Genomic DNA, 20,977 nt, shown 5'->3' on the forward strand with positions numbered 1-20,977 from the left:
AGGGCGGCGATGAGTCGCCCTTTTTCATGGGGTGAGCATGACTGCTGTTTATTTACGGCTGACTGCGTAATAGCTATTTGTGACTTTGATCCGTGTTCATCCGTTCGGGGGCGTTATAACAGCAAAGCGAGTGCATTTCGGCTATTGAAAAATGAATTTGGCACACTTCAGTATTTCTGGGGGCTGTTTTTCAATGTGCTCCAGGATGGGGAAGCAGGACGGGGGGACATTGTGATGTTTGATGGTGATGAGGGGTTGACCATGGGAGTCATTTGGGCGGGTAAAATCTGGGCAGTTACTGACCATGGCGCAAGACCGGTTGATAAAAAAATCGTGATGGCATGGAGGGTGACGTAATGCCAGGCAGCATTGGAAACTCGATTACCGGTATTATTGGTGCCGGATTAATGATAGCGGGCGTAATTGCTACCGGTGGATTGGGGTTGGGGTTAATTGCGGCGGGTCTTGCCGTTCAAACGGCGGGATCATTGTTGTTCCAACAAAAGCCGCCTGATCCTGCGCGCGATCAAGCCGAACGTAAGCAAATATTACGTTCGGCGTCCGCATCAGAAGTCGTCATCATGGGTAAAACAGTCTGTTCAGGATTACTCTTTTGCTGAAACTAAAAGTTAAAATTCCAGTTATAGGCGGAATAAATTACATACTCTATATGGCCATTGCACTGGCCGGACATAAAATCAGTCGTGTTGGTCGCATCTGGTTTAATGATGATCTGATAGATTCTTTTGGTAAAGCGGCTGAGTACGAACTGCATAACGACAGGAAAGATGCCGATCCTTATTTACTCAGAGGCTCCTAGCTGGAAAAAGGATATGATTGGCAGGGGCTGGCATGGTTAAGATTTACCCTTTACCATGATGATGAGAAGTACCCACAAGGTATCCCTAATATAAAAGTTGAAATTTGGGGCAAAGAGATTTTGATCCAAGAACCCATAAAACGACATGGAGCAATAATGGGGCACTGGTTATTCTTGATTACTATCGTCGTTACTTAAAGGTACCGGATACCGATATTGATTTTCGGCGTTTAAAGTAGCGGCTGACTTGTGTGATGAGTCGACTAAAACGGCGGATGGTACTGAACCCCGCTATACCCTGAACGGTGCTTATGATTTATCCGAGTCACCCGCCTCAGTACTAGATAATATGCACAAATGCATTGCGGCAGAACCCACTTATATGGTGATGAAGCACGGCATTTTAATGCAGTCTTATAACGGACCGGCTACTTTGCGTATTGAAGCCAACCAAATCATTGATACCGTCAATATTACCCCTGAATTGTCCCTGCGCGAAGCGACTAATGCGATATACGGTACGTTTATTGATGCTGAGCAACAATATATCAAAACAGATTTCCCGCCGGTGATTGTACAGGAGTGGGTTGATGAAGACGGGCTGGAAATTAAAGAAAATATCGATTATCGCTTTGTCACCAGTCCTTATCAGGCACAGCGTTTAGCCAATCTTTATTTACGCAAAAAGCGCGCGGGTCGCAGGGTTCAGCTTACCATGAATCTGGATGGTTATGCTTATCGGCCTGGTGATGTTGTTTTGCTTAACTTACCCAGTCTTGGTATTAAGGATGCTGAATTTCGTATAGCAGAGTGGAAATTTCACCCGCAAGAGGGCGTAGAAATTCTGTTAGAGGAAGACGGTGCTTATATTTACGAAGATATTATCGGTAAACCTTCTAAAGCCCCGCCGTTTACTGAATTACCCATAGGGGGAGTCGCCCCACCTATAAATCTGGCTTTTGTGCCAACGACGATTGGCGATGTTGTACAGGGTTATTTGAGCTGGGAAAACACCGCAGCAGATGTTCGGTATAACACCGTTAATGTTATTGAAAATGGTCAGGTCATACAGACAATTCAGGTTCCAGGAGAGCGGGTTGATATTGCAGGGCTACCGAGAGGCACTTACCGTGCTGAAGTCAGATCAGTTGACGCGGCTGGCGCAATTTCTCAGCCTACTATTCTTGATTTTGCGATTGAAGCGCCGCCCTCCCCTGTTAGCGTGTCTGTTACTCCGGGTATGTCTTTATTAACGGTCGTGCCGACAATTGCCGATTCAGCGGCCTATGGCAGTAACTTTGAATTCTGGTTTAGCGACAAAAAACTGAAAGATAAGTCTGAGAATGAAGTTATCACGAATGCAAAGAAAATCGGCCAGGGCCAACGTTGGACACAGGAAAATCTTAAAGTTGGTCATGAATATTTTTTCTATATTCGCACGATAAACAGTTACGGTAAATCGGCGTTTGTTGAAGCATCAGGTTTTCCAAATAGCGTAGCGAGCGATATTCTTGATGAAATAGACAAAAAAATTAACGATACGGAAGCCATTAAACAGCTAAAGAAAGGAATAGATAGCAGCACAGAGGCCATACTGGAAAACGCGAAGGGACTCAACGGCAATACGCAGTACTTCATGCGTCAAAACGGCAAGATGAAGGCGAAAATCGTCAGGGTTGACAATTATGTGGTAACCGAGACTAAAGCCTTAGCCGAGTCTATCCATCAAGTCAGAGCGACAGCGGATAAGTCATGGGCAGCCGCTCAGAATTCGCTACAAGCTAAGTATGACATGAAAAAAGGCGAGGCTTCTGCAACTTTCACTAACTTGGTTAAGATTGTTTATGATGGCGTTTCTTACGATGCAGGAATGGTGATAGGTGCGGAATTAAAAAACGAAAAAGTAACCACTGTGATGGGGTTTAATGCGCAACAATTTGCTTTTTATAATCCTAGCAACGGGAAAATGGATTTATTTATGTATCTGCAAGATGGACAGGTTTTTATTAATGAAGCGTTCATTAATGAAGCCTGGCTCAATAGCGTTGTCGTTATCGACAAAATACAATCCCAAAACTACCTACCTGAAAAATCTGGATTCATCCTTGATGCTAAAAACAATCGCTTTGAGATGAACTCGAATAGTAAAGATAGTCGATTTACCTTTGATGGCACCGGATTACGTCTTTATGACGAAAAGGGGCAGGTTAGAATAGAAATTGCGTTGGAGTGATAAGATGCTAATCCCCAAATTTAATATTTATCATGATGGCGGAGAAATAGATAATATTCTTCAATCATTCGGCTTTGTTATCCATTCAGAAGAAGTTGATTTTAAAAAAAACAGCTTTCAATTCGATCAGCGTTTTCTTAAAGGTGGCAGAAAAATAGTTGCGGTTCCTCGCATTGATATTGCCCATACCGGTAATAAATATCCCGCAATTGAGAACGTCCATATATATGGAAATATCGTTAGCTGGAATTATACGAATTTTTGTATTGGATGTGCAACGATACCTATCATTCATGTTTTTAAACTGATTTAACGTTAATTTATGAAACCGGTAATAAAAGTAAATGGTGCAGAACTTGGGATTTTCACTTCCGTCACTTATGTCTTGGAAAGATTAATCGATTTTTCCAGGGAAGGTACGCCAGATCAAAATGTGCAAGGGTTCAAAAACTTAAGATATAGCGTAAATCATCCAAACATTTTGAATAGCTATTTGGTATTTCATCGTAATGCGAGGAGGGAGGGTGAAAATTCAACCTATACGGAGGCAATCAAGCAAGGAAATGTGTTTGCTATCCGCGCGCACAATACGACAAATGTTTATATTTATAGACCCCAACTACCTAATGACAGCAATGACAAAGGTTTTTTGAAAATTCACAACGAAAAAAAGGAATTATTTTATTCGTCCAGTCATCTACCCTTAAAAATAGATGATATCGTTTTCGGCCCATTTCCAAAACCAGGCTATTTCGGTCAAATGACTTTAGTCTATATTACTGCCGTTTATGAGCCTGATAATCAAGCCTTGGCATTCGTTAATAGTTATAACGTTTCGAAAGATGGTTATATTTCCGTGACCAACTGGACTGGGCCTAGTTTTGGTTGTAAAGGTTGGGGATACAATAATAACTTTGGTGCGGTGATGGCTTATGCGCCTGACGCTTATCCAAGATGGAAGTAATTGCTTATCTGATAACACTTAGTCGTCTTTTTTTATATCAAAATTTCAGGAAATAAATATGATTTATTCAGATGGCACCGTAACTGTCGTGTCAGGCTCTTCTATTGTCAAAGGCACTGACACAAAATGGAACAGCAATAACCCCCTCGTATCACCCGGCATGTTAATGCTGATTAAAAACGGTAATATTAACTATCCGTACATGATATTAGCCGTTAACAGCGACACTGAATTAACGCTAGCAGATAAGCCGACTTTTAGCGCAACAGACACCACTTACAGCATTAATCTCACTGAGCCAAATAATAATAGTGATGCGGCAAGAGCACTGGTTGCAGCTAACACTTACATCATCTATTTCCTACAAAATATGGATTTGTGGATGACTGAGACTGGTGTCGTTGAAATAAGTACACCCAGCGGTAAAACAGTCAAGTTAGAGTCAATCAAGGCACTGCAAGAATTAGTCGAAGGAAAAGCAGACTCAAGTGCTATCGATGAAATCAAGGAAACAGTAAAAGGCAAAGCAGATGCTAAAGATGTTGTAGAAATAAGCGAAAAGTTAGATAAAAAATTTGATAAAACGGGCGGTGAGATTAACGGTGATGTGCAATTAAATACTGGGAAAATAAACTCAAAGCACGGGGATAAGGTTGTGTCCCATGCCTTTCAGGATAAGGATGGTACCTTGATACAGATGGGTGATTTTGGATTAGGCGGTACAACTATTTATGAAAGAGGAAATGAATCGATAACAGGAGGCTGTGGTTTTTTTAGTAATCTTGGTTATGATGATGACCGCTTTGATGGTAAATGGGGTTCAGGAATTAGACTCCAGTATGATAAGAATAGTTTTTATTTTCTCTTTCTAGATGGTTATGGGAACACATGGACAGCTATCCATTTGGCGGATAAACAGTCTTTTAAGTTAAAAAAGCAATGGAGTGAAAATAACACAACGGTTGATGGTAATGGTTTTATCAAAAAAGCCTCACCGATTATTAAAATTTATCCTGATGGGCATTTTGAAACAAATGATAAGTCCGAAGGTGCGATTGTTCAACGAATCGATACAGGGAAATATTTAATTAATGGGGTGTTGGGGTATAATGCAGACGGTGCTTGGGGTGTGAATGGAGGTATTTCAGTGCCTAAAGATATTAATGGGTTAGAGCTTATTTATATCAAAGATAAAGTATTATCTGACGGTAATATTGAAATCCAGACTTTTCACCGACAACACCCCCATTTACCAGAAGATTTTCAGAACTGGCGGATTAAAGAGATTATAGATAAAAGTCCTGTTTACTATACCGATGGTGAGCCATGTGATATTCCCGCATCCACATGGCTAGATGTGAGGGTGGAGATGCCCGTTGATTCAATCTGGAATCAACATCAAGCACAAAACGAATAGCCCCATCACAGGGGCATCCTATTAGCAGCGTTGAGGGAAGTTGTTAACCTTAGTTTGTTGTTATCGCTACCAGTGCAAAAATAATCCATCCAGAGTAAAAATGGCAGTTTTAGGGTACTGCTGATGATTACGTTGGAGATCAAAGTAGAGATTTCGGTTTTACATCGCTAGGAATGTCTAAACGTTCGATTAAGCGATGGCTGCAAAAAAACTAGTTTTACTACGTTGATAAAGCAATTTTAGGAAACAGTCCTTATAAATGCATTATTTTTCCCCCGTATTAGGCAGATCAATATAATATCCCATTAATTCAGAGACATAAGAATAGCAAATTAAATAGATTGGTAGCAACAGACCAACTCTCCTTTATTGCGTCACAACAACCCACCCTTCCTACAATTCACCAACTGCTCATTGTCATGAGGAACGGCGCAGTGGCTTTATTTTAGCAGAGGTCATTATGGCATACATCACCTTATTTAAGTTGAATCGACGTAACTCAAAAAGTGAAGTACAAAATATTCTACTCGAGATAATGAAAAATAGAGGTTTGAAATGATTGAAACCTTCGATGATTTTCTGAGTGAAACTGTACCAGACGGTTTTGGCGGTATGTCAGAACGTCGTTATGTTTGGAGCCATCTACGTATTGAACAGGCTAGAAAGGTATGGTTAGCGGCACAACGCGCCGCTAAAGCTAACAGACAGCAAACAGAGGCGACATTTGATGCTACAAGATTTATGGGGTATGAAGAGATGGAAAAAAGATTGAATAAAAGCAGAACAACAATTTGGAGGATGATAAAAAAGGGTGAATTCCCCAAGCCTAAGGTGACGAAAGGTGGACTTTTTCTTGGCTGGTCAGAAGAAAGTTACAACAGATGGGTTGAACTACAGAATAACTAACTTGACCCGTCATTTGACCTTGATTTTTAACTTAACCTCGTGGTAATCTTCGTAATCCCTTGATTTTATTGGCGCGCCCTGTAGGACTCGAACCTACGACCTACGGCTTAGAAGGCCGTTGCTCTATCCAGCTGAGCTAAGGGCGCATAGAAAATAGAAAAATGCTGATTCAATAATAAAAATAATGTCGTTGGATTATACGGTTGCTGAGCACTGAGTCAATGTCTTTTCAGTGACAAATTATCTATCTGCTCATTTTCTGGCTACTAATAAAACTGACAGCATCGCTTTCTTCTGACAAAATAGCAGTAACGCAATATTTTTATGGATTAACTAAATAATGTCAGCAAAAATTATTGATGGAAAAATGATTTCCGAAACAATCAGACAGGAAGTTGCCGAAAAAGTTAAATTGAGACTTTCACTAGGCAAGCGAGCTCCTGGGCTTGCGGTCATTTTAGTCGGTAATGATCCGGCTTCACAGATCTACGTAAACAGTAAACGTCGTACTTGTGAAGCGGTCGGCTTTATTTCTCGCTCATACGATTTAGCGGAAAAAACTACCGAGTCTGAACTTTTGCAATTAATTGATCAACTTAATAATGATAAGGCAATTGATGGGATCCTGGTGCAATTACCGCTACCTAAGACTATTGACTATATCAAGATATTAGAACATATCCATCCAGATAAAGATGTTGACGGTTTTCATCCTTATAACATAGGTCGCCTTTGTCAACGTGCCCCAAGATTACGACCTTGTACACCTCGCGGTATTATTACCTTACTTGAACGCTACCAAATTAAACTTCTTGGTTTAAATGCGGTTATTGTTGGTGCTTCAAATATCGTAGGCCGTCCTATGAGTCTGGAATTGCTACTTGCCGGTTGTACAACTACTGTTGCCCACCGTTTTACCACTAATTTACGTCATCATGTAGAGCAAGCTGATTTGCTAGTCGTGGCTATTGGTAAAGCAAATTTTATTCCCGGTGAATGGATAAAACCGGGTGCGGTTGTTATGGATGTGGGCATTAATCGGCTTGAAAATGGAAAAGTCACCGGCGATGTCTGTTATCAAGAAGCACAACAACGCGCTAGTTGGATCACCCCTGTGCCTGGTGGTGTTGGGCCAATGACAGTGGCTACACTAATGCAAAATACCTTACAAGCCTGTGAAGAATATCATGACACTCAAAATACTTGCCCATAGGCGATAAAATGGAAATTTTTCATCTTGATGGCCAACCCTATATTAAATTATGTGATTTATTAAAATTGCAAGGTTTGGTGGAAAGCGGAGCCGCAGCCAAAACGCTTATCGCCCAAGGTGAGGTAAAAGTTGATGGTAAAGTTGAAACCCGCAAACGATGTAAAATTAGCAAAAATAATATTGTCACTTTAGCTAATGACTGCGTCATAGTTAAAGAGTAATTATCAATCATAAAAAATATCTAATAATGCCCCTTATAGCGGGGCTAAATTTTCACTCGTTTTTAAATAATCACTTACTGTTTTATTAATCTAATGAATAAATATTTTATAATATTATTCTTATTAGGTAACAATGGTAATATTTTCTTCTGTCTCTGGGGCAGAAATTATTCTGGCCAAACTTTCTAATGTTTTAAAGGTACAAGAACATCTTATGTTTTGATATTGATAATAAGATTCCTTCGTTTTGTTAGTTAAGTAACGGCTCGTTCTAGTATGAGCGTTATTTTTACAAACTGGGCAACGCATCATATACACCTCCTAAAACTTAAGATTGAATAATTTATATAGAGGTAAAATGATCTGTTTTCTTTATAAATCTCTGCCTTTTACTTCAATATTAACACTATTCAAACCAGTATCCATTGAAAAATGGAGCATCAATTCGTTATACCAAGGTTAGATAACAAGAACCATCTATTTTTTGTTATTTTTTGTTGATTATTTGATATTTCAATATAGTTACCACTACCTACATCACTACTAGCTTATCTTCTTTTAAGCAACAAACGGGCGTTTTTATCCCTTTTTGTTGTGTGGTTGACGACAGATTTTTTTAACATTAAATATTTGTTTTTTTATTGTTAAATTAAAGACTCCTATAAAGAAAGGAGATTAAATTACATCATGGACATATTAAGAGATAGGGTTATTACTAGTTGTTGGACTCGAGCTGATGCGCTTAAGGTTCATTTCGATGATCCAACAACAACTCAACCCAAGGTCAGTATTGACTTTCCAGTTATGAGTGAAAAGTTATTTATCTGGGATACCATGCCATTACGAGATCTTGACGGCAATATTGTTTCAGTGAATGGTTGGTCAATTATTTTTACCCTCACGGCAGTCAAGCAACCTGACCGATTTAAAGACAAAAATGGTAATTACGATATTGTAAAAGACTGGAATGATCGACATGGTCGAGCTCGCATGTGCTTTTGGTATGCCAAAGATAGCAAGAGTTGGCAATACGGTGGACGAGTAATGAACGATGGTGTATCACCAACGGAGCGTGAATGGGCTGGTACACCTATTTTACTAAACGATAACGGGGATATTGATCTTTATTATACCTGTGTTACCCCTGGCGCAACTATCGCTAAAGTTAGTGGTAAAGTGCAAACTGACAAAAATAGTGTAAAATTAAGTGGCTTTGACAAGGTTATTTCGCTGTTTTCTGCCGATGGTGTTTATTACCAGACAGAAGAACAGAATGAGTATTGGAATTTCCGCGATCCCTGTCCTTTTATTGATCCCAATGATGGCAATCTTTATATGGTCTTTGAAGGTAATGTCGCTGGCGACAGAGGCTCTCACATTATTTCTAGCGATGATATGGGCGATGTACCGCCAGGTTTTCAGGATGTGGGCGGCGCTAAGTATCAAGTTGGTTGCATTGGTTTTGCAGTGGCAAAAGACAGTATGGGAAATAGTTGGGAAATCCTTCCTCCGTTGATCACTGCCGTGGGGGTGAATGATCAAACAGAACGGCCACATTTTGTGTTTAAAGATGAAAAATATTATCTTTTTACTATTAGTCATCAATATACCTATGCCGATGGTTTGAAAGGCCCGGATGGTGTTTATGGTTTTGTCAGCGATTCATTATTCGGCCCCTACACACCACTTAACGGCTCTGGTTTAGTGTTAGGTAACCCATCTTCCCAACCATTTCAAACTTACTCACATTATGTCATGCCTAATGGTCTTGTCACTTCATTTATCGATAATGTTCCTGGCCGTGGTGACAAATTTCGTGTAGGTGGTACCGAAGCGCCGACTGTTCAAATTAAAATTGTCGGCAATAGAACTTTTGTCGTCAAACAGTTTGATTATGGTTTTATTCCACCGATAAAAAACGTAGTTATCAGATAAATAAATTATAACTATATTGAGCGATATTTTCGATTTACTTTTTTATTATAAAATATCGCTTATGACCGCTAATAAAGTGTATAATAATACGCTTTATTTTTGCACTCAAATGTCAACCCATATTCTGAATAACACAACTAAATAAACGAAAAGATCATTAGCAATCATGAAGATAATATTTTTGTGTTTAATTCTATTATTCCTTAATAAAATAGATTGTTGTTATGCATTAACCAATGGCAAAAAAGGTAATGATATGAAAGATACGATACAATTAGTTACTATTGAAGAAGACGAGCACGATATATTACTTGAGTCAACAACATCTGTAATATTCCCACTAAATAGCAACCAACAAAAATTTATTTCTACTTTTCAAAAATTTTTCCATAATTTAAAAAGCCCTTTAGGAAAACCCGCCGGTTTAGCCGCACCTCAAGTTGGTTATCCATTTAAAATCGTAATTATTCAGATACCTCCAGAGGCAAAAGAAAAGCGTAAAGATGTTTATGATACTTTATCACCAACTATACTAATAAATCCGGTTTATACTCCTATATTAAATGCAGGGCAAATTAAAGATTGGGAAGGTTGTTTTTCAATACCAAATAAAATGGGGGAAGTTTATCGCTATAATGAAATATATTATGAGGCTTATACATTAGAAGGTAAGAAAATAAGTGCTCATGCAAAAGGCTTTTTAGCAAGACTTATTCAACATGAAATAGATCATTTAAATGGTAAATTATACATTGATTATTTATGTGATGATTGCCGATTTGTTTCAACCACCGAAGCTTTGAACATAATGAAAATAGAAGAATAGAGATAGTGTCGTATTAACGGGAAAAGCTTAGCTGCCGCTCTGCTTTCCGCCCATTCTACAATTTCAATAACTCACATAAGAAAACATTCATGCACACAGCAAATCAAACTCACCTAAAGATAATCAATCTAACAACAACAGATAGATAGACTAAAATTAGCTACTGTTGTTTACTTACGACGCCATACGGTTCCTTGCGGACTATCTTCTAATATAATACCCATTCTAGTCAGTTCATCACGCGCCGAATCAGCCTGTGCCCAGAATTTATTTTTGCGAGCATCATTACGTTGCTTAATTAATGCCTCAATTTTTTCTATTTCAGCACTATGAGAAACTTGTGCGCGACTTTGCAAGAATTGTTCCGGATTTTGCGTTAATAACCCTAATATATTTGCTAATTGACGTAATTGTACGGCTAACTCATTCGCCATTGCCATATCATCGACTTTCAAACGATTAATTTCTCTTGCCAAATCAAATAGCACTGAATAGGCCTCCGGCGTATTAAAATCATCGTTCATGGCTGCCATAAAACGCTGCTTAAATATTTCATTATCAGCAGATTTAACATGATTAGCATCCGTATCTCGTAAAGCGGTATAAAGACGCTCAAGTGATGTGCGAGCTTGCTTTAAATTTTCTTCGGTATAATTTAATTGGCTACGATAATGCCCTGATAATAAGAAATAACGCACCGTTTCGGCATCATAATGCGCCAATACATCACGAATGGTAAAGAAATTATTTAATGATTTTGACATTTTCTCTCGATCAACCATAACCATTCCAGTATGCATCCAATAGTTTACATATGGCCCATCATTAGCACAGGTTGATTGCGCTATTTCATTTTCATGATGCGGAAACATTAAATCTGCCCCACCACCATGAATATCAAAATGTTCACCCAATTGTTTACCATTCATGGCAGAGCATTCAATATGCCAACCTGGTCGCCCATCTCCCCAAGGAGAAGACCAACTTGGCTCATTGGGTTTAGACATTTTCCATAACACAAAATCCAATGGATTGCGCTTGACATCAGCGACTTCAACACGCGCGCCTGCTTGTAATTGCTCGAGATCTTGGCGGGATAATAGACCGTAATCCGGATCGCTATTAATAGCGAACATGACATCGCCGTTATCAGCAATATAAGCATGACCGCGTTTAAGTAGTCGCTCGGTCAAAGCAATAATTTCTTTAATATGGTGCGTTGCGTTTGGTTCAAAGTCGGGCCGTAAAATATTTAAGGCATCAAAGTCTTTATACATTTCAATCAGCATACGTGATGTTAAAGCGTCACATGTCTCATTATTTTCTGCAGCCCGCTTGATGATTTTGTCATCCACGTCAGTGATATTACGTACATAAGTCAAATCATACCCAAGATAACGCAAATAACGACTAATCACATCAAAAGCAACAAAGGTTCTGCCATGGCCGATATGACATAAATCATAAATAGTAACACCACACACATACATGCCAATTTTACCTGGCGTAATCGGTCTAAACTCTTCTTTTTGACGACTTAGTGTATTATAAATTTTCAACATTGAGACTTTTTCCATCATCAGCGGTACTTGCGGTAAATGGTTTACTTTGATCACAAGGCGATGCAAGATGCCCTTGCTACCAATAAACACGGCTATTGGATCCCTATATTCTGAGTTATGCAACTACGGCGCGCAAGGAAATTATTCAATATTCCACAAATACTGACGTAATCAGCCCAATATGGTATAAAATAGCTGATCTACTTTAAATTATGATTATTTGCTTTTGATTTTTACATTACATATAACGATTTATCAGGATAGTGATTATGGTAACTTTTCACACTAATTTTGGCGATATTGTCATTAAAACCTTTGATGAGAAATCGCCAATAACGGTAAAAAATTTTTTAAACTATTGTCGTGATGGATTTTACGATAATACGATTTTTCATCGTGTTATTAAAGGATTTATGATCCAAGGTGGCGGTTTTGAACCAGGAATGCTGCAAAAAACGACTAAGGATCCAATAAAAAATGAAGCGAATAACGGATTAAAAAATAAACGTGGCACTCTTGCGATGGCTAGAACCAATGAGCCACATTCAGCAACAGCACAATTCTTTATTAATGTTGTCGACAACGACTTTCTCAATTTCCGTTCAGAGCAGGACAGTGGTTGGGGTTATTGTGTCTTTGCCGAAGTAGTTGACGGAATGAAGACTGTTGATAAAATTAAAGATATCACTACAGGTCGTAGTGGCCTACATCAAGATGTACCCATTGAAGATGTTATCATTCAACGCGTAACAGTTAACGAATAATTACAAACTATGGCAATCTTATTTATTGCTGACTTGCATTTAAGTGAAAAAGAGCCGGCTATTACTGCCGGTTTCCTGCATTTCTTACGCGAACAAGCGAGTCAAGCTAAGGCTTTGTATATATTAGGTGATTTTTTTGATTATTGGATCGGTGATGATGATCCCAGCCTACTACATGAAGCAATAGCGCAAGAACTCAAGGAACTACAAAGTAAAGGCGTCCCTTGCTACTTTATTCATGGTAATCGTGATTTTTTACTGGGTAAAAAATTTGCCAAAGAAAGTGGCATGACCTTATTACCCGCGGAGAAAGTGTTAACACTACATGGCCACCATATCCTCATTTTACACGGTGATACGCTTTGTACTGATGATATTTCCTATCAGCGTTATCGAAAACGAGTATATAATCGCTGGTTGCAACGGCTATTTTTAGCGCTTCCCTTATCAACCCGCCACCGTATCGCTGAAAGAATGCGTAAGAATAGCCAATCTGCCACCCAGCTTAAGCCAGAATACATTACAGATGTCAATGAACAAGCGGTAATTGAAAAATTTCGGAAATATCAAGTCGATTGGATGATCCACGGCCATACGCACCGTCCAGCGATCCATGAAATTAATGTTAATGGTAAAATATTACACCGAGCAGTGTTAGGTGCTTGGGATCAAAATGGCTCAGTGATCAAAATAACGCCTAAAACTATCGAGTTGCTTCATTTCCCTTTTTATTAACATTTCCCATCTCAGTATAATCCTGCGATGAAAAAACTAGGCAAACGTTTTCCTTCTTTATTAGCCATGATATTATCTCACTTAATTTGCCATCAATAAATGACTTAAAGCAGGAGCAACAAATTAATGAGCGCTCAATTTGATGCACAGAAATCGTCACATTCTAGCCCCAAAATTGCCATCGTTATGGGTTCCAAAAGCGACTGGTGCACGATGAAATATGCTGCCGATATACTCTGTGAACTCACACTACCTCATCACGTAGAAATTGTTTCTGCTCATCGCACACCAGATAAACTCTTCAAATTTGCTGAACAAGCAAAAGAAAAAGGATTCAAGGTTATCATTGCTGGTGCTGGTGGAGCCGCACATTTACCCGGTATGCTAGCAGCTAAAACGCTAATTCCTATTTTTGGCGTCCCTGTTGTAACCGCCACGCTTAATGGTATTGATAGTCTTTATTCGATTGTGCAAATGCCAAAGGGTATTCCGGTAGCTACTTTTGCAATTGGTAAAGCAGGAGCAGCGAATGCAGCATTGTTGGCAGCTCAATTCCTCGCTGGCACAGATAGTGAGCTTTATGAGCGTTTATCCATCTGGCGTTTAAAACAAACTAATGATGTCTTAAGCCATCCCGATCCGCGGGAGGGGGAATGAAACCGATTTGCGTCCTTGGTAATGGCCAGTTAGGTCGCATGTTACGTCAAGCCGGAGAACCGATAGGCATTAGCGTCTATCCTATCGGTATCGATGATACATTAGAGACGATCCCTTATCAACACAGCATCATAACAGCCGAAATTGAACGCTGGCCAGAAACGCCGCTTACATGTGAATTAGCTCGCCAGCCTAGTTTTATTAATCGCGATATCTTTCCACAATTGGCCGACCGGTTGCCACAAAAACAGCTACTAGATTCTTTATCGTTAACGACGGCGCCTTGGCAGCCGCTTATTAATCAAACACAATGGCCACAATTATTTACCGAGTTAGGCGATTTTGTTATTGTTAAATGTCGCACTGGTGGTTATGACGGCCGTGGTCAATGGCGTATCACACCTAACAATCTATCAATACTACCCGCTGAAATTTATGGCCAGGCGATTGTTGAAAAAGCTATTCCCTTTACTGGTGAAGTTTCACTTGTTGGTGCACGTAATATAAAGGGCCAATGTGTCTTTTACCCACTAACATATAATCTGCATCAAGAGGGCATGCTACGAGCCAGTATCGCTTTTCCTCAGCCTGATAAAAAATTGCAAACGCAGGCAGAATTGATGCTGTCGACCATTATGACAACATTAAATTATGTCGGTGTGATGGCAATGGAGTGTTTTATTTTAAATGATAAACTACTCATTAACGAATTAGCGCCACGGGTTCATAATAGTGGCCATTGGACGCAAAATGGCGCTTCTATCAGTCAATTTGAACTCCATTTGCGGGCCATTTCAAATCTGCCAATTCCTACCCCTAACATAGATACTACGGCCGTCATGATTAATTTGATAGGTACAGCATTAAATCCCGCATGGTTGTCACTACCTTTAGTTCATCTACATTGGTATGAAAAAGATGTTCGTCCAGCGCGTAAAGTAGGCCATCTAAATTTGTGTAGTAATAATTGGCAAGCGATAAATAACTCACTAAAGACAATACAACCCTTACTTCCTAATGAATATAAGGATAGTATTGCATGGCTAAACACAAAATTGATACATGTCCCACGACATAATGAGTAAAAATAAAAACAACTACCATGTTGAATAAACCAGTATATTGTTAAGCTTACTGTTTTCATGCAATAGTTGTCTGCTTTGGAGTTATAATGCCTGCACAACAACAAATGTTTGGTCCTATTTACCCATGGTATATGTTACTCTTACTGGGATTAATTTACTTTTTATCAACAGCAACCACTTTTACTTCGCTGGGTGTCGTGCTACCAAGCATGATTAATGAATTCAATTGGAACTGGGCAGAAGCAGGTCTTGGATTCACGATCTTAGGATTAACCTGTGGTTTATCAAGCTATCTACCAACCTTAATGATCCGCAAGTTGGGTCTTAGAATAACACTATTATTTGGCCTCGCTATTTTTACTCTTGGCTTTTATTACCTCTATTCTACAACCAGTTTATTTGATTATTTTTCCGGTACCGCCCTGTTAGGTATTGGCTTTACCTTTTTAGCAACAGTACCTGGTACTTATGTTATTTCTCGATTGTTTGAAAAACAATCGCTCGCTTTTGGCTTTTACTTTACTATTGGTGGCTTAGGCGGCGTGATCGGGCCTTGGATCTATTTTTTGGCAACACGAGTCTGGGGTTCATGGCGCATACATTGGGTCATTTCTGCGCTTTGTTTGGCCATTATTGTCTTTATCACGCTATTAACTTTACGTGAAGGACAGCGTGAAATTTCACATGCCAAAGCGATCGCTGACAAGTTGACACACCACTCTTCTGAAACAATCTACAAAACAAAAGAAATATGGACTGCCAGTGGCGCACTACGCACCTGGCAATTTTATATCATTGCTGCTAGCTATACCGCCTTCTTGTGGTGTGGCATTACCGTTAATAGCTTTGCCGTTGCTCACATCATAGAACAAGGTTTTAGTGAAACAATTGCCGCAGGTTCTTTAAGTGTAATGGCTTTTATCAATGCCTTCTCTCGCCTTGCTGGCGGCGCGGTCGGCGAGCAATTAGAACCCAAAAAATTATTAATAATTAGCCTAATAATTATCATTTGTGGGCTTATAGCTCTCAGTATTGCGACAACTTGGCTATGGCTAATTTTATTTACGCTTGGTGTTGGTATCGGCTATGGCATGACCTTTCTAGCCTCAAGTGTTTTACTGGCTAACTATTTTGGCCGAGGTCCATACCTAGAACTTTTTTCCGTCATGAATTTACTCTCTACTTGCGCCTGTTTTGCCCCCTTCTTCGGCGGAATAATAAAAGATTATACAGCCAGTTTTACGCCTGCATTTTTAATTATTGCACTTCCTGTTCTCATCATTTTATTATTAACACTATTAATGAAACCGCCAGTACAACGAGTCACTTAAAATTACAAATTGTAATTAAAAAACATTCTTATTTACTTATTTAGCGCTTTATATGTTGACATTAAGAATCAATACTAACAACTAGCCTGATAATTTTATTGAGATCAAAAACCATGAAAAGAGTGATTTTTATTACTGGAACTTCAAGTGGTATTGGATTATGCGCTGCCAAAATTTTGCTAAGCAAAGGTTATCGAATATTAGCGGGTTGTCGGAAAGAGGCCGATTTAATTGCCATGAAAACACTAGGTTTTGAACCCATTAAAATCGATATGGATAAGGCAGAAAGTGTAAAACAAGCCGCTCAACAAGTTATCGAATTAACTAATGGCCGATTATATGCCTTATTTAACAATGCGGGTTATGGTGTCTATGGCTCACTTAGTACCATTAGCCGACAACAACTAGAACAGCAGTTTTCCACTAATTTTTTTAGTATCCATCAACTTACCACTTTATTGTTACCGGCTATGCTTCCTCATGGCGAAGGACGTATTATTCAGACCAGTTCTGTATTAGGCATTGTCTCTTCTCCTGGCCGTGGTGCCTATGCAGCAAGTAAACATGCTTTAGAGGCTTGGTCAGATGCCCTTCGGCTTGAATTAAAGGGATCAAGGGTAAAAGTGTGTATTATCGAACCTGGGCCAATTGAGACACGTTTTACTGATAACGTCGATCAAACCAACAAAGATAATCCAGTTAAAAATCCGGCTATTGCTGCAAAGCTAGCATTAACGCCAGAACACGTTGTCAAACGACTACTCCATGCACTGGAGAGCCCTAAACCAAAAATTCGCTATCGGGTGACACTACTAACTTACGCTATTGCCTTTATGAAACGTCTTTTACCTGATCGATTGATGGATAGATTTTTAACATAACAAATCCCTTCTCCCCCTTGAAATAACCAATTTTGATCTTATTTTATAGGGATTACAGAAAACATAATTTAAGAGAAACACCATGCTAGCAACTGCTTATGCCATCGACGTAAATGAATCTAATCTGCAACAAGTCATTGAAAAATCAATGACACAACCGGTTGTTTTCTATTTTTGGTCATCACAAAGTCCACATTGCCAAGCACTTGGGGCCACACTGGATAAATTAGCGGCTGAGTATGCAGGCCAATTCACCCTCGCCAAGGTCAATTGTGATACGGAGCAAATGGTTGCCGCTCAATTCGGATTAAGAGCAATTCCAACCGTTTACTTATTACAGCAAGGACAACCGATTGATGGTTTTCAGGGACCTCAATCTGAAGAGTTTATCCGCGAAATGTTAACCCATGTCCTGCCAACAACAGAAGAATTAAAAACCGCTCAAGCGATTGAGTTAATGGCCGCTGGAAAAACTGCGGAAGCTTTGCCATTGTTAAAAGAAGCCCATCAACTAGCGCCTAATGATAGTGAAATTAGTTTAACCTATGCAGAAGCATTGATTGGCCTCAACCAATTAGACGAAAGCCAGAAAATTTTGAACACCATTGCTATTCAAGATCAAGATAGCCGTTATCAAGGTTTATTAGCCCAAATTGAACTACAAAAAAAAGCCGCAGATACACCGGAAATTCAGCAATTACAAGAGACGTTTGCTCAACAGCCAGAAAACACGGAATTAGCCGTACAGCTAACACTTAAACTACATGAAGTAAATAGAAATGAAGAAGCATTAGAAATTTTGCTAACCTTTCTGAAGAAAGATTTGTCGGCAGGAAACGGTTCGGTGAAAAAAACCATGATGGATATTTTATCTGCTTTAGGCCCTAGTGATCCTTTAACAAATCGCTACCGTCATCAGATTTACTCACTACTTTATTAACATCAACCAGGAAAAATGCCATGGACTTATTTTCTTTCAGTGCCATACCTATCATTATTTTTGTCGCTATTGTCATTGTTTTAACTTGTGTCAAAACCGTGCCACAGGGCTTTCAATGGACGGTTGAACGTTTTGGCCGTTATACCCGTACACTATTACCGGGATTACATTTCATTGTCCCTTTTATGGATAAAATAGGACGAAAAATCAATAAGATGGAACGCGTTTTCAACATTCCTTCGCAAGAAGTTATTTCTAAAGATAATGCCAATGTCACCATTGATGCGGTCTGTTTTATTCAAGTTGTTGACCCTGTTCGCGCTGCATACGAAGTAAATAACCTTGAATTATCAGTGATTAATCTCACCATGACCAATATTCGTACGGTATTAGGGGCCATGGAACTTGATGAAATTTTGTCTCAACGGGATATCATCAATAGTCGTTTATTACATATTGTTGATGAAGCCACGAATACCTGGGGATTAAAAATTACTCGGATAGAAATCCGTGATGTAAGGCCGCCGAAAGAATTAATTAATGCCATGAATGCCCAAATGAAAGCAGAAAGAACCAAGCGCGCCGATATTCTTGAGGCCGAAGGGGTACGTCAGGCAGCTATCCTAAAGGCTGAAGGTGAAAAACAATCACAAATTTTAAAAGCTGAAGGTGAACGTCAATCAGCATTTCTACATGCTGAAGCAAGAGAGCGCGCCGCAGAAGCCGAAGCCAAGGCAACCCAAATGGTCTCTAATGCCATTGCCAATGGTGATATTGTCACCGATCATGCAAAACTGATCCACTAACGATCATCTAAAACTGATCCACTTGGTATTATTCGCACATTTTTGTACGGATAATTTATGTTAACCAAGGAGATATTTGTGGATATTCATGTTCGCTTTGCACAAGGACAAAGCCTTCGAAAAATTGCCAGTGAGTTGGGTATATCCCGTAACACCGTAAAACATCATTTACAACAACAGACAATGCCAACTTATGCTAAAAGAAGTCAACAACCGACTAAATTATCCCCCTTTAAACCTTATTTGCTTCAGCGAATTGAACTGGCTAAACCTGATTGGATCCCTGCAACAGTCTTATTTGATGAGGTAGTTGAAAACGGCTATCAAGGTGGTATTGCTCAATTACGCCGATTTGTTTGTCAATTTAAACCAAGCATTGTTCCCGAAGTAGTCGTCCGTTTTGAAACACAGCCAGGTCAACAAATGCAAATCGACTTCACCAGCATCCGGTGTAGTGGTCTAATAAAACTGTAGAGATTTATAGCTTATAATTAAGCAAAATCTTATAGGTATAAATATGACCCGAAAAGTAAAAGTAACCTTTAGCGGAAAGCAAAAACTGGAATATGCAAAACTCATGGTTGAAGGTGGATATAGCAATATCCAAGTTGAAAAAATATCCGGTGCGGGTAAATCTGCCGTATCACGATGGAAGCAACAATATCTTGCCGAGTTAAATGGGAATACGCCTGTAAAATCAAAAGCGTTAACACCCGAGCAACAGCGCATACAAGAATTAGAAGTTCAACTTAAGCGTGCTCAGAGGGATAATGACATATTAAAAAAAGCCGCGGCTTACTTCATCCTCGACAATCAAAACTCAAAATCGTGAAGCAACTGAAAATCATGTACCCCAATTTTACGGTCACTGAGTTATGCCATCTTTTTGAAGTAAGCAGCAGTAGTTTTTATTATGAAACGAAAATACCGACAGTTGAAAATGAAAGACTGTGTGGCGAAATCAAACGTATTTTTTATACATCGGGTCAAATTTATGGCAAAAGACGTATTCAAGCCGAGTTAAAGGGTTTAGGGCACCAAATTGGCACTTATAAAATATCGAACATCATGAAATTAAATCAATTAGTTGCAATTAGACCAACGAAAAAGCACTACTATCACTCATCGGGTAACGAACATCGATATGCCCCTAATTTGCTTAAACGACAATTTTCCCCTGAACAGCATAATCACTATTATGTCGGGGATATCACGTATATTAGACATCACTATGGGTGGAGCTATTTAGCCTGTGTGTTGGATTTAGCCACCAAAGAAATTATTGGTTATGCCTTATCAACAAAACCGGATTCGAAATTAGTGAAAGAAGCCTTAGATAACGCAATTGAACGGCAATTACCGGATACGACAAGTTTGATGTTCCATTCAGATCAAGGTTGCCAATATTCATCGGAGGAGTTTAGGGCGCACCTCTTTGAACGGAAAATAACTCAAAGCATGAGTCGGCGAGGTAATTGCCTCGATAATGCCGTGATGGAAAGATTTTTTAGGAGTTTAAAGACAGAAAGACTTAACCGTTTATCGTTTATGAATCATCAATCTGTTGTCTGTGAAGTTGAAAATTATATTCAGTTTTACAATTATTATCGACGCCATTCAACGATTGGTTATTTAACGCCACATCAAAAATATCATGAACTAAAAAATGCCGCTTAGATCT

Annotated in this window: 24 protein-coding genes, 1 tRNA gene and 1 pseudogene; 23 read left to right on the forward strand and 3 right to left on the reverse strand. The window is 39.2% G+C overall.

Annotated features, from left to right (window positions below):
* Window positions 1-9 precede the first annotated feature (9 nt).
* The 9 genes from ArsFIN_RS15695 (at window position 10) to ArsFIN_RS28605 (ending at window position 6,340) form a co-directional block, all read left to right on the forward strand.
* Window positions 10-357: a DUF6950 family protein gene (locus ArsFIN_RS15695; protein WP_246067188.1), complete on the forward strand. Its 348-nt coding sequence runs from the start codon at window positions 10-12 to the stop codon at window positions 355-357.
* Window positions 342-620 (forward strand): hypothetical protein, encoded by a 279-nt coding sequence (locus ArsFIN_RS27620; protein ID WP_135677985.1) that lies wholly within the window; start codon window positions 342-344, stop codon window positions 618-620. Before ArsFIN_RS15695 ends, ArsFIN_RS27620 begins: the two co-directional genes overlap by 16 nt.
* Window positions 614-820, forward strand: a complete 207-nt coding sequence (locus tag ArsFIN_RS27625) for a hypothetical protein (RefSeq protein WP_135677987.1) — start codon at window positions 614-616, stop codon at window positions 818-820. The genes ArsFIN_RS27620 and ArsFIN_RS27625 overlap by 7 nt, the downstream gene beginning before the upstream one ends.
* Before the next feature lie 104 nt (window positions 821-924).
* Window positions 925-1,059 carry a hypothetical protein gene (locus tag ArsFIN_RS28285; RefSeq protein ID WP_276489390.1) on the forward strand — a complete coding sequence of 45 codons (135 nt, stop codon included), beginning with the start codon at window positions 925-927 and terminating at the stop codon, window positions 1,057-1,059.
* 8 nt (window positions 1,060-1,067) lie between these two features.
* Entirely contained in the window at window positions 1,068-3,053 is a 1,986-nt protein-coding gene (locus tag ArsFIN_RS15710) for a phage tail tip protein J-related protein (protein ID WP_246067257.1), read from the forward strand.
* A gap of 4 nt (window positions 3,054-3,057) precedes the next feature.
* Complete coding sequence (locus ArsFIN_RS15715) at window positions 3,058-3,366, forward strand: hypothetical protein (RefSeq protein ID WP_135677595.1); 309 nt, start codon at window positions 3,058-3,060, stop codon at window positions 3,364-3,366.
* 9 nt (window positions 3,367-3,375) lie between these two features.
* Window positions 3,376-4,017, forward strand: coding sequence for a hypothetical protein (locus tag ArsFIN_RS15720; protein WP_135677989.1), 642 nt, complete (start codon window positions 3,376-3,378; stop codon window positions 4,015-4,017).
* A gap of 58 nt (window positions 4,018-4,075) precedes the next feature.
* Window positions 4,076-5,434, forward strand: coding sequence for a phage tail fiber protein (locus ArsFIN_RS15725; RefSeq protein WP_135677991.1), 1,359 nt, complete (start codon window positions 4,076-4,078; stop codon window positions 5,432-5,434).
* A 555-nt stretch (window positions 5,435-5,989) separates the two neighbouring features.
* A complete protein-coding gene (locus ArsFIN_RS28605; protein ID WP_034250145.1) occupies window positions 5,990-6,340 on the forward strand; it encodes a helix-turn-helix transcriptional regulator in 351 nt (116 codons plus the stop codon).
* Window positions 6,341-6,409: 69 nt separating this feature from the next.
* Here ArsFIN_RS28605 and ArsFIN_RS15735 read toward each other — a convergent pair.
* Window positions 6,410-6,486: transfer RNA gene (locus ArsFIN_RS15735), tRNA-Arg, on the reverse strand.
* A gap of 194 nt (window positions 6,487-6,680) precedes the next feature.
* On the opposite strand from ArsFIN_RS15735, the gene folD reads away from it, so the two are divergent.
* Together folD and ArsFIN_RS15745 are read left to right on the forward strand one after the other, a co-directional pair.
* Window positions 6,681-7,553, forward strand: a complete 873-nt coding sequence (folD, locus tag ArsFIN_RS15740; RefSeq protein ID WP_026823493.1) for a bifunctional methylenetetrahydrofolate dehydrogenase/methenyltetrahydrofolate cyclohydrolase FolD — start codon at window positions 6,681-6,683, stop codon at window positions 7,551-7,553.
* An 8-nt stretch (window positions 7,554-7,561) separates the two neighbouring features.
* A complete protein-coding gene (locus ArsFIN_RS15745; RefSeq protein ID WP_026823494.1) occupies window positions 7,562-7,774 on the forward strand; it encodes an RNA-binding S4 domain-containing protein in 213 nt (70 codons plus the stop codon).
* A 123-nt stretch (window positions 7,775-7,897) separates the two neighbouring features.
* On the opposite strand, the gene ArsFIN_RS15750 is transcribed toward ArsFIN_RS15745, so the two are convergent.
* A complete protein-coding gene (locus tag ArsFIN_RS15750) occupies window positions 7,898-8,086 on the reverse strand; it encodes an ogr/Delta-like zinc finger family protein (protein ID WP_071846887.1) in 189 nt (62 codons plus the stop codon).
* A gap of 375 nt (window positions 8,087-8,461) precedes the next feature.
* Between ArsFIN_RS15750 and ArsFIN_RS15755 the strand changes: the two genes are divergently transcribed.
* Together ArsFIN_RS15755 and ArsFIN_RS15760 are read left to right on the forward strand one after the other, a co-directional pair.
* Window positions 8,462-9,709 carry a glycoside hydrolase family 68 protein gene (locus ArsFIN_RS15755; RefSeq protein WP_034249982.1) on the forward strand — a complete coding sequence of 416 codons (1,248 nt, stop codon included), beginning with the start codon at window positions 8,462-8,464 and terminating at the stop codon, window positions 9,707-9,709.
* A gap of 256 nt (window positions 9,710-9,965) precedes the next feature.
* Window positions 9,966-10,535: a peptide deformylase gene (locus tag ArsFIN_RS15760; RefSeq protein ID WP_162143428.1), complete on the forward strand. Its 570-nt coding sequence runs from the start codon at window positions 9,966-9,968 to the stop codon at window positions 10,533-10,535.
* A 170-nt stretch (window positions 10,536-10,705) separates the two neighbouring features.
* On the opposite strand, the gene cysS is transcribed toward ArsFIN_RS15760, so the two are convergent.
* Window positions 10,706-12,097: a cysteine--tRNA ligase gene (gene cysS, locus ArsFIN_RS15765; RefSeq protein ID WP_026823496.1), complete on the reverse strand. Its 1,392-nt coding sequence runs from the start codon at window positions 12,095-12,097 to the stop codon at window positions 10,706-10,708.
* Window positions 12,098-12,366: 269 nt separating this feature from the next.
* Here cysS and ppiB point away from each other — a divergent pair, with 269 nt between their 5' ends.
* The 10 genes and pseudogenes from ppiB (at window position 12,367) to ArsFIN_RS15815 (ending at window position 20,973) form a co-directional block, all read left to right on the forward strand.
* Window positions 12,367-12,861 (forward strand): peptidylprolyl isomerase B, encoded by a 495-nt coding sequence (gene ppiB / locus ArsFIN_RS15770; RefSeq protein WP_026823497.1) that lies wholly within the window; start codon window positions 12,367-12,369, stop codon window positions 12,859-12,861.
* A 9-nt stretch (window positions 12,862-12,870) separates the two neighbouring features.
* Window positions 12,871-13,596 carry a UDP-2,3-diacylglucosamine diphosphatase gene (lpxH, locus tag ArsFIN_RS15775; protein WP_026823498.1) on the forward strand — a complete coding sequence of 242 codons (726 nt, stop codon included), beginning with the start codon at window positions 12,871-12,873 and terminating at the stop codon, window positions 13,594-13,596.
* A 126-nt stretch (window positions 13,597-13,722) separates the two neighbouring features.
* The gene (gene purE / locus ArsFIN_RS15780; protein ID WP_026823499.1) at window positions 13,723-14,253 is read left to right on the forward strand and encodes a 5-(carboxyamino)imidazole ribonucleotide mutase; all 531 of its coding nucleotides are present in this window, start codon (window positions 13,723-13,725) and stop codon (window positions 14,251-14,253) included.
* Window positions 14,250-15,338 (forward strand): 5-(carboxyamino)imidazole ribonucleotide synthase, encoded by a 1,089-nt coding sequence (purK, locus tag ArsFIN_RS15785; protein ID WP_026823500.1) that lies wholly within the window; start codon window positions 14,250-14,252, stop codon window positions 15,336-15,338. Before purE ends, purK begins: the two co-directional genes overlap by 4 nt.
* 86 nt (window positions 15,339-15,424) lie before the next feature.
* Complete coding sequence (locus tag ArsFIN_RS15790; RefSeq protein WP_026823501.1) at window positions 15,425-16,669, forward strand: MFS transporter; 1,245 nt, start codon at window positions 15,425-15,427, stop codon at window positions 16,667-16,669.
* 113 nt (window positions 16,670-16,782) lie between these two features.
* Complete coding sequence (locus tag ArsFIN_RS15795; protein ID WP_026823502.1) at window positions 16,783-17,550, forward strand: SDR family oxidoreductase; 768 nt, start codon at window positions 16,783-16,785, stop codon at window positions 17,548-17,550.
* A gap of 82 nt (window positions 17,551-17,632) precedes the next feature.
* Window positions 17,633-18,490 (forward strand): co-chaperone YbbN, encoded by an 858-nt coding sequence (locus ArsFIN_RS15800; RefSeq protein WP_026823503.1) that lies wholly within the window; start codon window positions 17,633-17,635, stop codon window positions 18,488-18,490.
* Between the two features lie 20 nt (window positions 18,491-18,510).
* Window positions 18,511-19,266 (forward strand): annotated as a pseudogene (locus ArsFIN_RS15805) (SPFH domain-containing protein); the annotation flags it as partial.
* A gap of 87 nt (window positions 19,267-19,353) precedes the next feature.
* Complete coding sequence (locus ArsFIN_RS15810) at window positions 19,354-19,770, forward strand: LuxR C-terminal-related transcriptional regulator (RefSeq protein ID WP_246067259.1); 417 nt, start codon at window positions 19,354-19,356, stop codon at window positions 19,768-19,770.
* Window positions 19,771-19,813: 43 nt separating this feature from the next.
* Window positions 19,814-20,973 (forward strand): IS3 family transposase gene (locus tag ArsFIN_RS15815; protein WP_135677411.1). Its coding sequence is split into 2 segments (ribosomal slippage): window positions 19,814-20,093 and window positions 20,093-20,973, totalling 1,161 coding nucleotides; the frame shifts between segments, so codons are not numbered across the junction.
* The last annotated feature ends 4 nt before the right edge of the window (window positions 20,974-20,977 follow it).

It is taken from the genome of Arsenophonus nasoniae (assembly GCF_004768525.1).
In the GTDB taxonomy this organism is placed as follows: domain Bacteria; phylum Pseudomonadota; class Gammaproteobacteria; order Enterobacterales; family Enterobacteriaceae; genus Arsenophonus; species Arsenophonus nasoniae.

What these genes read in the sequence shown, in the direction of transcription:
- ArsFIN_RS15695 (WP_246067188.1), top strand. Translation starts at nt 10, where the DNA reads ATGAGTCGCCCTTTTTCATGGGGTGAGCATGACTGCTGTTTATTTACG.
- ArsFIN_RS27620 (WP_135677985.1), top strand. Translation starts at nt 342, where the DNA reads ATGGAGGGTGACGTAATGCCAGGCAGCATTGGAAACTCGATTACCGGT.
- ArsFIN_RS15715 (WP_135677595.1), top strand. Translation starts at nt 3,058, where the DNA reads ATGCTAATCCCCAAATTTAATATTTATCATGATGGCGGAGAAATAGAT.
- ArsFIN_RS15720 (WP_135677989.1), top strand. Translation starts at nt 3,376, where the DNA reads ATGAAACCGGTAATAAAAGTAAATGGTGCAGAACTTGGGATTTTCACT.
- ArsFIN_RS15725 (WP_135677991.1), top strand. Translation starts at nt 4,076, where the DNA reads ATGATTTATTCAGATGGCACCGTAACTGTCGTGTCAGGCTCTTCTATT.
- ArsFIN_RS28605 (WP_034250145.1), top strand. Translation starts at nt 5,990, where the DNA reads ATGATTGAAACCTTCGATGATTTTCTGAGTGAAACTGTACCAGACGGT.
- folD (WP_026823493.1), top strand. Translation starts at nt 6,681, where the DNA reads ATGTCAGCAAAAATTATTGATGGAAAAATGATTTCCGAAACAATCAGA.
- ArsFIN_RS15745 (WP_026823494.1), top strand. Translation starts at nt 7,562, where the DNA reads ATGGAAATTTTTCATCTTGATGGCCAACCCTATATTAAATTATGTGAT.
- ArsFIN_RS15750 (WP_071846887.1), bottom strand. Translation starts at nt 8,086, where the DNA reads ATGATGCGTTGCCCAGTTTGTAAAAATAACGCTCATACTAGAACGAGC.
- ArsFIN_RS15755 (WP_034249982.1), top strand. Translation starts at nt 8,462, where the DNA reads ATGGACATATTAAGAGATAGGGTTATTACTAGTTGTTGGACTCGAGCT.
- ArsFIN_RS15760 (WP_162143428.1), top strand. Translation starts at nt 9,966, where the DNA reads ATGAAAGATACGATACAATTAGTTACTATTGAAGAAGACGAGCACGAT.
- cysS (WP_026823496.1), bottom strand. Translation starts at nt 12,097, where the DNA reads ATGTTGAAAATTTATAATACACTAAGTCGTCAAAAAGAAGAGTTTAGA.
- ppiB (WP_026823497.1), top strand. Translation starts at nt 12,367, where the DNA reads ATGGTAACTTTTCACACTAATTTTGGCGATATTGTCATTAAAACCTTT.
- lpxH (WP_026823498.1), top strand. Translation starts at nt 12,871, where the DNA reads ATGGCAATCTTATTTATTGCTGACTTGCATTTAAGTGAAAAAGAGCCG.
- purE (WP_026823499.1), top strand. Translation starts at nt 13,723, where the DNA reads ATGAGCGCTCAATTTGATGCACAGAAATCGTCACATTCTAGCCCCAAA.
- purK (WP_026823500.1), top strand. Translation starts at nt 14,250, where the DNA reads ATGAAACCGATTTGCGTCCTTGGTAATGGCCAGTTAGGTCGCATGTTA.
- ArsFIN_RS15790 (WP_026823501.1), top strand. Translation starts at nt 15,425, where the DNA reads ATGCCTGCACAACAACAAATGTTTGGTCCTATTTACCCATGGTATATG.
- ArsFIN_RS15795 (WP_026823502.1), top strand. Translation starts at nt 16,783, where the DNA reads ATGAAAAGAGTGATTTTTATTACTGGAACTTCAAGTGGTATTGGATTA.
- ArsFIN_RS15800 (WP_026823503.1), top strand. Translation starts at nt 17,633, where the DNA reads ATGCTAGCAACTGCTTATGCCATCGACGTAAATGAATCTAATCTGCAA.
- ArsFIN_RS15810 (WP_246067259.1), top strand. Translation starts at nt 19,354, where the DNA reads ATGTTAACCAAGGAGATATTTGTGGATATTCATGTTCGCTTTGCACAA.